The following is a 14452-nucleotide window of genomic DNA, read 5'->3' on the forward strand; positions in this document are numbered from 1 at the left end:
CGATTGGGCTGTTCAGGCGAATGGCCTTTTTTGGCTTCCCTGTTACTTTTACCGGGATGGGCTGCTCCGTATGCAGGTGTTGCTAACGCGAAACGGTTTTAGCTAGAAGGCTGTGCTGCCCTGGTCTTTGGTCAGCTTGCCGGAGATGAACAGCACGAGGATGATGACGACGATTTGCAAGACGCCATAGGCACAGGCGGTGCCGAATTCAAAGCTGTACATGCGCTGGAAAATGGCGACGGACAACGGGGTCGTCCGCGGCGTAAAGATTAGAATCGAAGCAACGAATTCCCCGATACACTGCACAAACGAAAGCAGCGTTCCGGCGAGAATGCCGCCCAGCGCCATCGGAAACACGACCCGCCGGAAGCTGTACCACCACGATGCACCCAGATTGCGCGCCGCTTCCTCGACAGACGGGTCCATCTGCAGCAAGGTCGCAGACGTGGACCGGAAGACGAGCGGCAGGTGACGGACAAAATAAGCGAGCGGAATAATCCAGAATGTTCCGACCAAAACTTGCCCAAAGCTGAACACCGAAGGTTCGCTGAACGCCGCAATCAGGTTTACCGCAACAACTGTGCCCGGCAAAGCCCATGGCAGCATAATCAGCACATCCAGGAGCGTCTTTCCGCGAAATTTCAGACGCACCGTGGCATAAGCCGCCGCCACGCCGAACAGGACAATCCCGATGGTTGCAATCGCCGACAGTTGCAGGCTGTTGGCAATCGGCCGCCATGTTTTGCTGTCGGTAAACAAGTCCACGTAATGCTCCAGCGTGTACTGCGGAGGCAAGATTTGCACCGTCCAGGTGCCATCCACCGAAAAGGAGATGAGCACGAGCACGAGAATCGGCAGCATCAAAATGACCGTACCGATGAAGGACAGCACAATCGCGGCGTAGCGCCCGGCTCTGCTCTTGATCTCCGTCCGGTGCACGCTGACACCTTTGCTCACGTTTTGGTAGTTGCGCGCGCCCTGATACCAGCGCATGATGAACAGAAACACAATCGAGACGATGGACAAAATCGTCGACTGCGCCGCCGCCATGTCGAGGTCGCCATTGGTGCGGGACAAATAAATCTGCATCGTCATCGTCCGGTCGATGCCGAAGATGAGCGGTGCGGTGTACGAAGCCATGGAAATCATGAACACGAGTAGCGAAGAAGCCACCATGGCAGGCGTGAGCATCGGCAAAATGACCCGCCGCCAGACGGTAAAGCGGTTGGCGCCAAGACTCGCGGCTGCTTCCTCCAGGGACGGGTCAAGCCCCTTGATCGCAGCGCTCGCGGTCATGAAAAAGTAGGTGTACATCGTAAACGTATGAACGACGACGACGCCCCAGATGCCTTTGAGCGAAAACGGTACCTGCTCCAGCCCGAACAGCTCCTTGATCGCTCGCGGAAAGATACCGCTCTCGCCGTACAAAAAAGTAAAAGAAAGCACGCCGATCAGCGGAGGCAACGCCATCGGGACAAGCGCCAGCACCGAGAGAATTTTTCGCCCTGGAAACTCGTAGCGTTCCAGCAAAAACGCCATCGTCACGCCGACGATTCCACAGGTGATGACGCTGAGCACAGAGATGTACACACTCGTCCACAGCGCCTCCAGATTGGCCGTATGCTCCAGGCTGAAAAAGCGCGTGTAGTTTTTCCACGTAATCTCCCCGTCGACATGAATGCTGGCGACGAACGTTTCAAACAACGGATAGATCACATAAGCCAGCAAAATCAAAAAAAGCGGCGATACCAGCACATAGACGAAGGCGGGTGAAGCAGTGATCGACTTTCGTCCTGGCGTTTCCGGCGCTTGCTGCATTTGTGCTCTCAAAAGCTTCTCCCTCCTTATCCCGCGAAGTAGATGCTCTCCTTCGGTATGTGCAATCCAATGGCATCGCCGCGCTGCTTGACAGGGCGTCCCATGTTGATCGACATGCTGCGCAACTGCTCCTGCCCCACTGCCGTGACGTAATGGACGCACGCCCCGGTAAACTCAGACAGGACGACAGTGCCTGTGACGATGTTCATCCCTACCCGCTCACTGCTCTCCTGAACCGCTTCCGGGCGAATGGACAGCGTGACCTGCTCCCCGACTGCCAGCCTGGCTTTTGGGGACGCATTTTTCGCAAGCCCGCAAAGCACCTGGCCCGAAGAGATTCGTACGTGCACTTCCGCCTGATCGCGGCCAACCACGGTGCCTGCCCACAGATTGGTCTCCCCGATAAACGAAGCGACAAAGCGATTCACGGGACGGTGGTAGATTTCGTGCGGAGTGCCGACCTGCTGCACGACTCCGCCTTGCATGACCATAATCCGATCGGACATGGACATCGCTTCGGCCTGATCGTGCGTGACGTAAATCGTCGTAATTCCCAACTCCAACTGTAGCCGTTTGATCTCAAAGCGCGTCTCTTCCCGCAGCTTGGCATCCAGATTGGACAGCGGCTCATCCAACAGCAGAATCTGCGGCTCGATGACCAGCGCCCGCGCCAGTGCCACCCGTTGCTGCTGTCCGCCGGAAAGCTGGTCGATGCGCCGCTCGCCAAAGCCCTCCAGCCGGACCAGCTTCATGATCCGCTCTACGCGCTCCTTTATCTCTGCCTTGCTGACCGACCTCACCTGCAAGCCGAACGCGATATTTTCGAAAACAGTCATGTGCGGGAACAGCGCGTAGTTTTGAAAAACCATCCCTGTGTTGCGCTTGTGCGGAGGAACGGAAGTAACCTCCCTGGACCCGAAGCGGATTTGTCCTTCTGTCGGGTAGTAAAAGCCGGCAATCATCCGCAAGGTCGTCGTTTTGCCGCAACCGCTCGGACCGAGAAACGTAAAAAATTCACCTGACTCGATGTGAATGTGGACGTCTTCTACTCCTTTTGCCTTGCCAAACCTTTTGTGGACGTGATCGAGTGTTACGCTGCTCATCCGGTTTTGTTTCCTCCTTCGCCGCCAATCATTCCTGCCTGGCAGAAGCGGCCAGACGGCAAGGAACGCTCCTTCCCGTCCAGCCCGTTGCCGCTTACTTCTTGCCTTTGCCCTTGATGTTTTCGTCCCAGTGCTGCATCCACTCTTTCTCTTTGGCTGCCATGACTGCCCAATCGAGCTCCAGTGGTTTTAGCTCCAGGTTTTTCATGAAGTCTGGCAGATCATCCTTGCTAATATCCGTTCGGGACGGGAACTGAAAGCGCTCCTTCGCGAGCTGGGACGCCATCTCAGGACTCATCAAAAATTCCATAAATTTTTTCGCTGCATCCAGATTTTTCGCGCCTTTCATAAGTGCGACTCCGTCAACGAGAATCGGTGCTCCGCTCTTCGGATAGATGAAGTCGTACGGATGGTTGTTCTGCTTGCTCTGGATCAGGACGTCTTGCAGGTTCCACAGGGAAATGACGCCCTCTTGACGGTCAAGCTTCAGGTAAAGGTTGGTCGGGTCTTGCGTGTACTCTTTTGTATTGGCGTCCAGCTTGAGCAGCCAGTCGTAGCCTGCTTGCGGCGTGTCTGCGCCCTGGCGGTAAATCATCGCGGAGTAAATCGTCCGCATCGTACCAGATGGCAGAACGTTGCGGATGACGATTTTGTCCTTGTATTTCGGATCGATCAAATCATCCCAATCTTGCGGCGCTTCCTCCGGCTTGAGCGCCTGCGAGTTGTACATGATGACTTCCGGCAAAAGCATCTCGCCGTACCAGCGGTCCTGCGAGTCTTTGTACAAGTCCGGAATCTTGTCGGCAAATGTCGGCTTGTAAGGCTCAAGCAGTCCCTCGTCGGCGGCCGTACTCAGCGCAGATTGCGTACCGCCCCACCAAAAATCAGCCTGCGGATTTGCCTTCTCGGCGCGAACCCGCTCCAAAATTTGCTGTGCACCCATCTCCAGCGTCTCCACTTCGATGTTCGGATACTTTTCCGCAAACTTCGGCAGCACGATTTCGAAAATGTTTTTATCGCGTGCGGTGTAAATGACCAGCTTCTGCGGCTCGCCGGATGCAGCCGACGTGGCTATTGTCTGTGTGTCCGTTTGACCGCCTGCGCTATTGTCAGCAGGCTTGGCTTCCTGTCCTCCACCTGAGCACGCGGCTACAGTCAGCGCCAAGGAGCTGACGAATACACCTTTCAGCCAGGTTTTCAGCTTGTGATTGACCTTTTTCAAAATGGACTCCCCCTTTTGGTTGTTGACGAGCTCCCACCACCACAAAAGTTAGTTAAGTTTACGAACCAAGGTGTCCATTTTATACAAGCAATTTGCACTTGTCTTTTGATTCGTATGTCATCGAAAAAGAAAAACCTCCATCCGTTCATACGGAAATGGAGGTTTGATTCAGACACCGCCGATTCTTGCCGAAATCGCGGTCGCCTTTTCTTTTACTTTTTGAATGAGCTGCGGCAGCCTTTCCTCCGGGACACGGAAGGTCGGCGCATTGATGGACAGGGCTCCTACGAGCTGGTTGCCGTAGCCGAAAACCGGGGCTGCGACTGCCATCGTCCCTTCCGTTTTCTCCCCGTAGCTAATGGTGTAGCCGTTTTTTCTGGCTAATGCCAGTTGCTCCAAAAATTCCTGCTGCCGTTGCTCGGGCAACTGCGCTGTGACGACCTTGGTAATTTCCGTTGCCTTGGCATGGGCGAGAATGATTTTGCTGGGAGCGCCAACGGTGAGAGGAATGCGTTCCCCCAGTTTCTCGTCGATGCGGATTTTCAGCGGGCTTTCGACCTTTTCAATCGGCATCGAATCTGTCCCCGCCGGTACGTTGAGGAAAATGCTTTCCTCCACGTCGTTTGCCAGTTCCTCCATGAACGGACGCGCTACAGCCCGCAGATTCAGCTTTTCGTGCAGGATAAAGCCGATCTCCATCCAGGTATATCCCGGTTTGTAATGCTTGGTGACAGGGTCCTGCTCCACCAGGCCAAACTGGATCATCGAGTCAAGAAACCGATGGAGCGTACTGATGGGCAAACCAGTGGCTTCCGCCAGCTCCGAGATCGGCCAGGCAGGTTTTTCGTCAGATATTAGCACTCTGATGATTTTCATCGTCCGCTCGATAGATTGAACCATAATTGCTTCGTCCTCCGTAAAGCGTGCGTTACGCTGCAACATTCATCCCTTTGCCTTGCTTTTTCGGCGTCCGCCCGCGGGCCAGTCTTGCTTCCAGACGGTTGACAAAATAAGTGAACAGCATAATCAGCCCGAGATAATACAAGCCGACAACCATGTACGTTTCCAGTTGCTTGTAGTTGGAAGCGGCCTCACCGAGACCCGTCCCCCACAAATCCTGCATCCCTACGTACGCGACCAGTGACGAGTCCTTCAACCCGATAATGAACTGGTTGCCAAGAGCCGGAATCGCCCGCCGGAAAGCCTGCGGCAAAATAATTCGGCGCATCGCCAGCGGATACGACATCCCGAGCGAGCGCGACGCTTCCATCTGTCCGCGGTCAATCGACTGGATCGAGCCGCGGAAAATCTCGGCGATATACGCACCATTGTGGACCGCAAGCGCGATTGCTCCTGCCCAGAACTGGGAGAGCGTCACCATGTTCGCCAGTCCGAAGTACAAAATACAGATTTGCACGATCAACGGCGTACCGCGAATGACCGTAATGTACACGTGTGCGAAGTAGTTGAGCGGCTTGGAATCGGATATGCGGAAAAAGGCAATGACCAGACCGACGATGCACCCGAGCAAGAGGGCGACAGCCGTAAGCTGCACGGTCAGCCATGTCGCTTTGAGGAAAAGGGGATAACTGGATAGGAAAATATCAATAATCATTGGTAATCCTCCTCACATGAAGCGGAAAAAGGGGGGCGTCCAGACCGGACACCCCGTTGCCCACTTTATTGTTGTTGCAGGATATTGCGACCAAACCATTTTTGGCTGATTTTCTCGTATGTGCCGTCTTTGATAATTTCGTCCAGCGCCTTGTTGATCCGGTCGACTGCTTCCTGGTCGCCCAGCCGCACGGCAATCGCCTGTTCGTCGTAGCTAAGCGGCTCGCCGACGTCGATCACGTCACCGCCGCCCTCTTTTATAAAACGCAAGCCTACTACCTGGTCGGTAATCACCGCATCGAGGCGTCCTGTCGGCAGATCGAGCAACGCCGTAATGTCGCTGTCGTACTGTGTGATCTTGTCTTCATCCGTCAGCTTTCTCGCCCAGTCGAGGTAGTTGGAAGCCTTGACGACCCCGATCTTTTTGCCTTTCAGATCTTCCTTGCTCTTGATGGTAGTGTTGCCTTTCATGACGAAAATTTGCGAGCCGGAGCGATAGTACGGGTTCGTGAAGGAAACGACCTTTTGCCGCTCTGGCGTCACCGTCAAGCTGCCGATGATCGTATCGTATTTTTTCGCTTCCAGGCCAGGGATGATCGTCTCAAACGGGTTGGTGATCGGCACCGGATTCATGCCCATTTTTTCCGCCAAAGCCTTGCCGATTTCCACGTCAAAGCCTGTCAGTTCTCCGTTTTCCTTAAAGCTGAAAGGCTTGTACACTCCACTCATCGCATAAGTAAAATCTTTTTTGCCTTCGCCGCCCGCTGCCTGTCCGCCGCCTGCTGGCGAGTTGCTCTCCTGCGAGCCGCATGCAGCGAGCAAAAGTGAGCCCAACAGTACAGTCGACAACAAAACTCTTGACCATTTTGCGTTTTTTTTCATTTGATATTCCCCCTGTTTTCTCTTTTTTTAGCGGATACTGCCCAAAAACTGTTTTGTTCTCTCATGCTGCGGGTTTTCAAAGAACGCACTAGGCGGTCCTTGCTCCAAAATTTGACCATTGTGCATGAACACAGCACGGTCGGCAACCTCGCGGGCGAAGCCCATCTCATGGGTCACGACGATCATGGTCATTCCTTCTTTTGCCAACTGCTTCATTACCTGCAACACTTCGCCGACCAGCTCAGGGTCAAGTGCGGAGGTAGGTTCATCGAAAAGCATGATTTTCGGCTTCATCGCAAGCGCCCGCGCAATCGCCACGCGCTGCTTCTGTCCGCCGGAGAGCATGTCCGGGTAGACATCGGCCTTCTCATGCATGTTTACTTTTTTCAACAGTTCGTAGGCCAGCTCTTTTGCTTCCGCCACCTTCATTCCTTTGACGTGCACTGGCGCTTCGATCACGTTTTCCAGTACCGTCTTGTGCGGAAATAGGTTGAAGTGCTGGAAGACCATGCCCACATTCTCGCGGAAATGGTTTAGGTTGGTCTTGTGCGGGTCAATCTTCTCCCCGCCGATCCAGATTTCGCCATCATCGTAAAACTCAAGGAAATTCAAGCAGCGCAGCAATGTGCTTTTGCCTGAGCCGCTGGCCCCGAGCAAGACGACAACTTCTTTCTCCTGGACCGTAAGAGTCACCCCTTTCAGCACCGTAAGCGAGCCGAAAGATTTGACAAGCTGCTTAACTTCAATCATCCTGCTATCCCCCTATCGATCTGTTGCCGGTGGATTGCTTCTTGCATTTTTCCGAATACCGGAAACGATTTCCGATTTGGATTATACTAATATAAATTATAATTGTATATTTTCAGACAATCAAGAAAAATTTAATTTATTGAATAATTATGCACGCATGCGACAAGAAAAGTGGCTTCCTCCGGATCGTTAACCAGAGGAAGCCATATCGCTTTGCCAGGCTCTACGCGCCCGACTTTGCCCTTTTTACAGATGCTGCCTTGTTGTCGTCACTGCTCTTGCCCAGCTCGTGCTTGATAAATAAATAGTTTTCAATCTCGCGCAACAGGTAGAACAGCGATGCCCTCGTTTCGAACTCACGACGCGTACGCGGCAGCTCCGACTCCTGGATCTCCTGGCGCATCTTGCGCAGTTGGTCGATAAAGCGGTACGCAGTATTGCCCGGATGAACCGAAGCGCTGATTTGTTCCAGAAAGTCCGCGATACGCTGTCCCTGCGGCACCTGCGTGTCCAGTGAAGACACGATTGGCATCATCCGCTCCAGCAGCTCGAACTGCTTTTCGCGCATGACAAAATACTGATAGTACGAATCATCCCGGCGTCCCAGCCGGTTGTCGATGTCGCGCGCGGCCAGCCGTATCGCTTTTTCCAGCAGACCGGGCGCCTCGATCATCTCTTTTCCGTCCCACTCGCTCTCGCCGTGCCGCAAGTAGTAACTGAACTCCCGCAAAATTTGCCGGAACAGCTGCTCCACCTGCTTTTGCATGGCGCGCAAATCTTTGTCCAGGCTCGGCATGTACAAGTTCACGAGCAGTGCGACGCCCACGCCGATCACCAGCAGCCCCGCTTCGTTCAGGAGCAGTGGAAAGTCCATTCGCTCCGCCGAGTACAGATGCATGAGCACGACCATGCTGTTAACGAAGCCTTCCTGAATCCCGAAGCGCACGGCCAGGGGCAAAAAGAACAGGATCACAAGCAAAATGGCAAGCGGCGTGTAACCGAGAAGAGAAAACAGCACCATCCCGATCCCCACCCCGAGAAAGCTGGCCATGATCCGGTTCCACGCCGTGCGAAACGACTGCTTGACTGTCACCTGAATGCAAAGAATCGTAATGATTCCCGCCGATGCCGGATACATCAGATCAAGCTGCTGGGCCAAAAAGATCGAGATCGCCGTCCCGATCGCCGTTTTTAATGTGCGATAGCCAATTTTCAGTTTGAGAAAGCCCAGTCTTGTTCCCCTCCGCTCTGATGTTGCTTTCTTTTTCCTTTACTGTACCAAAAAGCAGCCGGGAACCAAAGACAAGACTTTGTTCCTAAAAGGTAAACCATTTGTGAAGCGGCCTGCGAGCGTAGTGCGCTGTCAGAAAAAGGCTGTCGCCGTCACACTTTTTTCCCGCACGCAGGACAGTATTGATAATCCGCCTGCACGCGCTGTCCACAGTACGGACAAAACGCCTTTTCATCCGCTGCTTCTGTCCTTGTCGGCTCTACTGCTGTGCGCTCGCCGCCGTACCTGCGGTTCAGCGGATCGCCTTCTTCGCTCGCGTCCGTAATATCGTAGAGCGACATCCGTTCTTCTCCCGTGGCGTTTTTAAAGTGGTAGACAGTTTGCACAATGCCTATGATGACGAACAGGACGCCAAACAGCGGAAAAATGGTGCCGACTGTAGGAAACGGCGAATCATGTGTCATCGAAAACGCAATGATCGTCCAAAAAATGCCGAAAACAACGGCTGCGAGGCTTCCAACCACTCCCATTGCCGACTGCCCTCTGCCTGGCTTGATACTTTTCATCCGCATCCTCTCCCTCGCTTCCCGGACGTTTTTGCCGGAAGCGTTTTTCTTGTTGCTCGCATTTTTCCCATCTATTACAAGTACGTTTTGCCGACAAATCGGTTTCCGAGAAAAAAGACACCATCGTTCGCGTGATGGTGTCCAGTCCGCTTGTCCTGCCTACAGGTCGTTTGCCTAGTCGGCTACTGCTTTTTCTTTTTCAGCTCGTAAAGGGCTTGCATCAACTCGGCTACGTCTCCCCGCGATACAGTCCCATCAGGCGCGAACGAGGCTGTCGACTTTCCTTTCATCAGGCCCAAAGCCGTCACCAACGCCACTGCCGGCACCTGTTTTTTCGGCACGTCCTGATACGGCACGGTGAAAACATCCGGCTTGTCCAGCACATCCCCGTAGCCGAGCATGCGGGCGGCGAGATCCGCTGCCTCTGCACGCGTTGCCGTCCGGTCCGGCTCATACGTTTTACCCGTTTTCGGAATCAGACCGTATTGCAGTCCTTTCTGAATCGCGGCATAATTCGGGTGCTTGCTGTCTACATCAGCAAATGTGTACAGCTTCTGGTCTTCGTAGCTGCTGAATCGCGGCCGGAGGTTGTCAAACTCCATCCGGTTCGTCAAACGGCTAACCATCTGGATCAGCTCGCCGCGCGTCACGAGTTTATCCGGCAAAAGCTTGCCGTCTTCTGCACTCATCCACTCCATGCGCACCGCCAGTTCGAGCGCTGCTTGCTGCGGATGGCCTTCGATGTCATTCGGCTTTTGCCGATTTTTCATTTCGGCAAAGCTCAGCCATTCACCCGTATCAGCCAGGACAACACCCTCATCGCCTACATAGCGGTACACGAGAATCGGCTGACTTGGCTTTTGTGGCAACGGGAATGGCTCACCCTGCGGCTGGTAATAGGTTAGCTGCAGCGTTTTTTGCTTCTGCACGGTCTTTATGGCAGCAGCAGGAGCCACGATGTCTTTGCCTGCTTTTCCGTCAAACAACGTTGCTTCCCACATGTTGCGGTCGTTCAGCGCCTCGGCTTCCCCTGTTTCGGGATTGACCTCTACCGTGAACTGCACATGTTCAATCGGAATGCCATCTCGCAGCCAGCCAAACGTAAAATCATACGGCTCCCCCTTCTCCTGCAACTGCTGGAGCGCCTCCTTGGACGGTTTTTTCGTGACCAGGTAAATATCACCGAGCCTGTCCGCGTAAAAGGTTCGCACCAGCTTGAGCGCAGATGCCTCTGCTTGTTCCCAGGCTACGGTTTTTTTCCATTTTTGGCCTCGGTTCCGGAACCGCGCATTTTCGTTGGCACTGTACTCCACGAACTCGCCGCGGTCGTTAATCGTGATTTCTGTCTCTTCTTCACGCGAACCTTTTCCCTGGAGCGGCATAAAGCTAAAACTCCATCTGCGCACCTCGACTCCATCACTGCCAATGCTGGATCCGCTGCCAGAGTTGCCGCCAAAGCGATAGGCCCCCGGCAGCTTTTTGGCATACTGCTCAGCAATTTTCTGCGCCTCTTCTTTGGAAATCAGCGGTTTTTTCTCTGCTGTTTTGGCATGGGTGTTTCCCAACGGCTCGATGCTTCTCGCGCTTGCTGCCTTGCCAAACGCATTGAGCAGTTGTCCGGTAGCTGCATCCACGAATTGCGGATCGTCCGCTTCAAATTTATACACAAGCTGGTAGGAATCCAGACGATCTGAGCTTCCGAACATGGACATGTTGCTGAAGAGCAACGTGGGGGATGCCTGTTCCTCCCACTTTTTCGCGGCTTCGGCGCTGTCGATGACACTTCCGGCATCAGGCAGCTTGCCTTCATACCAATTCCGGCTAAAGCTTGTCACTTCCCCGTTGTGATCCACGGTGAACCAAAAACCGTTTTCCAAAAAAGGAATCTTGTTTTCCACACGGGTAAAGGAGACAGATTCCCTCTGTCCATCCGAGGCGAAATACCGATTGGGAGCCTCATACTCATTGGCTTTGGACAGGCGTGCCCGTTCGTCTTCTGTCGTCACCCGCTCCAGAAATGCAAGGGCTGCTTTTTCCGCTTGCTCTCTGGAGATTTTGGCTGAACCGCCGTCGCTGTCGTTCTCTCCAAACCTGAAATAAGACAGCAGTTTGCCTGATTCGGCATCAATCGTTACGGATATATTCGCATCGTTCTTCTTTTCCCATTCAAGCCACCAGTTCGACTGGCTTGAATACGCTTCGTCTGCGCCAACATAACGAGCCTGCGTAAGCTTGTAGTCAACCGGAACCTTCACCCATTTCTGCGCCTGCTTGATCGCTTCTTCCTGTGTCAGCATCTTCGCTGGCGGCTGCTCGGCCGCATAGGCCAACGGCGCTCCCCCGATTGCTCCCACGTTTGCAAGCAAAGTGGTGAATACAAGGGATGACGACACGCCCATTGCCAGCCCCCACGATTTTGCACCTCTTAGCAATGTTACCTTCTCCTCTCTTTCTTTTTTTGGACTACCCTTCCTTATTTTAACAGCAATATTTGGAAAATAAAGCAAAAAAAGACCTGCTCATGCGGCCATGTACTGCCGCACAGCAGGTCTTTTGAAGGTGTTGCTAGACTTCCAGCTTTTTCGCGAGCGTTTCCTTGTTCAGCACGTTTCCGACCAGGAAGTTGCCGAATTCGCCAAAGCGGGCACTCACTTCGTCAAAGCGCATTTCGTAGACGATATGCTTGAATTCCAGCGGATCGTTGGCGAACAAGGTTACACCCCACTCCCAATCGTCGAAGCCGATGGAGCCGCCGATAATTTGCTTCACGCGGCCAGCGTAGGAGCGGCCGATCATGCCGTGAGAGCGCATCATTTCCTGGCGCTCCTGCATGCTCAACATGTACCAGTTGTCTTGCAGATCGCGTTTTTTGTTCATTGGATAGAAGCAAATGTGCTCCCATTTTGGCAGGATTGGATACAGGCGTTCGCGGATATGCGGATTCGCTTTTGGATCTTCTCCCGGGTTATGTACGTAGTTGCTCAGCTCGACGACAGATACATACGAGTAAGGAGCTTCTGTGTAGGAAGCAAAGCGGGTTTTATTGAAAGCCGTCTTGATTTCGTCGAGTTCTTGCATGGTTGGGCGCAGGAACATGAACACGAGGTCTGCCTTGTGTCCAAGGATGGAGTAGAAGGCGGTGCTGCCGTGGTTCTCCGCTTCGTTGGCTTCCCAGGTGCGGATCAGCTCGTTCAGCTCGTCCAACGCTGCCTGGCGCTCTTCTGCCGAAGCCGCTCTCCACTTTTCCCAATTGATGGTGCGGAAATTATGATACGTGTACCAACCTTCTAATGTAAGCAACGCTTCGTTTGCGCTCATCGAAAATCAGCTCCTTTAGAAAAATCTGGTCAATCTCTTGGCAACACTCCCAGTATAGCATAACGGACAGACATATATGCGGAACAGATTGGTGAACAACAAAGAAACAAGCGGCGCCCCGACGGCTACCGCTTGTCTTCGCTGCCCGCTGCGGCCACGTCAAGCTGGCTTGCCGCTGCCTCGTCTACGATCACTGTCACATCCGGGTGAAGCTGGAGCAAAGAAGCGGGCACATCTGCTGTCGGCTCGCCTTCCAGCATCAGCCGCACAGCTTCGGCCTTGGCCTCGCCGCTCGCCAGAAGCACGATTTTTTTCGCGCCGAGAATCGTTTTGATCCCCATGGAGACAGCTTGCACAGGCACTTCTTCGATGCTTGCAAAATAGCGGGCATTCGCTTCAATCGTACTCTGCGTCAGTTGCACCACACGCGTCGTCGACTCGGCAGATGAGCCTGGCTCGTTGAAGCCGATATGTCCGTTGTTGCCGATCCCCAGCACCTGAATGTCAATCCCGCCCGCTTCGCGAATCGCTTCCTCATAGCGCGCACACTCTTTTTCCAGGTCTGGAGCATCTCCCGCCGGAATGTGCGCCTTGTCCTTTGGCAGATTGATGTGGCAAAACAAGTTTTCCTGCATATAAGCCCGATAGCTTTGCGGATGTTCAGGGGACAGCCCGACGTATTCATCCAGGTTGAAGCTGCTCGCCTGGGAAAAATCAATACCCTCCACCTGATGCAGTTTCACCAGCTCCCGGTACATGCCGACGGGAGTGCCGCCCGTCGCCAGCCCGAGGACGGTCTGCGGGTTGTTTTTTACTTCCTGTGCAAGCAGTTCTGCCGCTTTTCGGCTCATCTCCTGATAGTCTTTGACAATGACGAGCTTCAACTCATCTCACCTCGGTCAATATTTTCTCTCCAGCACAGCTTTGGCCGTCCGTTCCTTGTACGTGAGCGCTTTTTCCTTGTTGCGTAAAGCAATTGTCGTGCAGATGACGTCCAGCACGTGCAACTGGGCGATTTTTGCCGCAAGCGAGCCTCCCTGCAGCGGACCTTCCTGCGCTGCGGTCAAAAGCGTCATATCGGCTACATTCGTAATCGGCGAGCGGCGGTAATGCGTGATGCAGATAATCGTCGCTCCCGCCTCCTTGGCGACTTTCAGCGCGTCAATCGTGTCTTTGGTGCTGCCTGAAACGGATAATCCAACCGCCACGTCTCCCGGCCCCAATGTCGCCGCCGCCATCGCCTGCAAGTGCGACTCACTCATCGCGTCCACCCGCAGTCCGATCCGCAAAAACGCGTACTTGGCATCCTGCGCCGTCACGGCAGATGTTCCCACTCCGTAAAAGTGAATCGTGCCTGCCTGCTGCAAAAGCTCCACGCAGCGCTCCACCTGCTTTGGATCAAACAAGGCCGCCGTATCGGCAATCGCCTGCTGATTTGTCGCCGTCACTTTTTGCGCCAGTGTCTCCAGCGAATCTTCCTCGCCTACTTCGCCATGCAAGTTTTTCACCGGGGCAACCATCTCCTGCGCCAGCGCCAGTTTGAACTCCTGATAGCCGCGAAAACCGATCTTCCGGCAAAAGCGCAGCACGGTCGTCTCGCCCACACCCGCTTTTTCCGCAAGGTCGATCACGGATGAATAGATAACGCTGTCTGTCTGCTGCAAGACGATGCTCGCGACTTTCTGCTCTGATTTCGTAAAGGAGGGCAGAAGACTTTGGATATGCAAAAGCGTATTGTTTTTCAGCCCCGGATTGGACAGCTCATGGATGTGGCCTGCCATGTCGCTTCCTCCTTTGCTCATAAGCCCTGTCTCGTTCGTGTGATTGCCGAGCTTTTCAGATTGAAGTTGCTTTCTACCGTCATTATAAACAAAATGGAGTTATCCGCCAATATTATTGTGTAAAGTGGAGTATTTCTCCTGAATGAAAATAGTCCGGTCTTCTAAAA

Annotated in this window: 13 protein-coding genes; all 13 read right to left on the reverse strand. The window is 53.8% G+C overall.

Annotated features, from left to right (window positions below; genetic code table 11):
* Window positions 1-102 precede the first annotated feature (102 nt).
* A complete protein-coding gene (locus AAFJ72_RS16855) occupies window positions 103-1818 on the reverse strand; it encodes an ABC transporter permease (protein WP_432777211.1) in 1716 nt (571 codons plus the stop codon).
* A 26-nt stretch (window positions 1819-1844) separates the two neighbouring features.
* Window positions 1845-2921 (reverse strand): ABC transporter ATP-binding protein, encoded by a 1077-nt coding sequence (locus tag AAFJ72_RS16860; RefSeq protein WP_432774862.1) that lies wholly within the window; start codon window positions 2919-2921, stop codon window positions 1845-1847.
* 94 nt (window positions 2922-3015) lie between these two features.
* Window positions 3016-4143 carry an extracellular solute-binding protein gene (locus AAFJ72_RS16865; protein ID WP_432774864.1) on the reverse strand — a complete coding sequence of 376 codons (1128 nt, stop codon included), beginning with the start codon at window positions 4141-4143 and terminating at the stop codon, window positions 3016-3018.
* Window positions 4144-4311: 168 nt separating this feature from the next.
* Window positions 4312-5043, reverse strand: a complete 732-nt coding sequence (locus AAFJ72_RS16870) for an IclR family transcriptional regulator (protein WP_432774865.1) — start codon at window positions 5041-5043, stop codon at window positions 4312-4314.
* A gap of 28 nt (window positions 5044-5071) precedes the next feature.
* On the reverse strand, window positions 5072-5758 hold the full coding sequence (locus AAFJ72_RS16875; protein WP_432774867.1) for an amino acid ABC transporter permease: 687 nt from the start codon (window positions 5756-5758) through the stop codon (window positions 5072-5074).
* Between the two features lie 65 nt (window positions 5759-5823).
* Window positions 5824-6639 (reverse strand): ABC transporter substrate-binding protein, encoded by an 816-nt coding sequence (locus AAFJ72_RS16880; RefSeq protein WP_432774869.1) that lies wholly within the window; start codon window positions 6637-6639, stop codon window positions 5824-5826.
* 27 nt (window positions 6640-6666) lie between these two features.
* The gene (locus AAFJ72_RS16885) at window positions 6667-7389 is read right to left on the reverse strand and encodes an amino acid ABC transporter ATP-binding protein (protein ID WP_432774871.1); all 723 of its coding nucleotides are present in this window, start codon (window positions 7387-7389) and stop codon (window positions 6667-6669) included.
* Window positions 7390-7612: 223 nt separating this feature from the next.
* Window positions 7613-8620 (reverse strand): aromatic acid exporter family protein, encoded by a 1008-nt coding sequence (locus tag AAFJ72_RS16890; protein ID WP_432777212.1) that lies wholly within the window; start codon window positions 8618-8620, stop codon window positions 7613-7615.
* A 152-nt stretch (window positions 8621-8772) separates the two neighbouring features.
* Window positions 8773-9186: a zinc-ribbon domain-containing protein gene (locus AAFJ72_RS16895; protein WP_432774872.1), complete on the reverse strand. Its 414-nt coding sequence runs from the start codon at window positions 9184-9186 to the stop codon at window positions 8773-8775.
* 182 nt (window positions 9187-9368) lie between these two features.
* A complete protein-coding gene (locus tag AAFJ72_RS16900) occupies window positions 9369-11618 on the reverse strand; it encodes a YcdB/YcdC domain-containing protein (protein ID WP_432774873.1) in 2250 nt (749 codons plus the stop codon).
* A gap of 133 nt (window positions 11619-11751) precedes the next feature.
* Window positions 11752-12504, reverse strand: a complete 753-nt coding sequence (gene hemQ / locus AAFJ72_RS16905; protein WP_432774875.1) for a hydrogen peroxide-dependent heme synthase — start codon at window positions 12502-12504, stop codon at window positions 11752-11754.
* A 125-nt stretch (window positions 12505-12629) separates the two neighbouring features.
* Complete coding sequence (gene nagB, locus AAFJ72_RS16910) at window positions 12630-13388, reverse strand: glucosamine-6-phosphate deaminase (protein ID WP_432774876.1); 759 nt, start codon at window positions 13386-13388, stop codon at window positions 12630-12632.
* 15 nt (window positions 13389-13403) lie between these two features.
* The gene (locus tag AAFJ72_RS16915) at window positions 13404-14285 is read right to left on the reverse strand and encodes a MurR/RpiR family transcriptional regulator (RefSeq protein ID WP_432774878.1); all 882 of its coding nucleotides are present in this window, start codon (window positions 14283-14285) and stop codon (window positions 13404-13406) included.
* Window positions 14286-14452: the final 167 nt, after the last annotated feature.

The organism is Brevibacillus gelatini (assembly GCF_050920745.1).
GTDB lineage: Bacteria > Bacillota > Bacilli > Brevibacillales > Brevibacillaceae > Brevibacillus > Brevibacillus gelatini.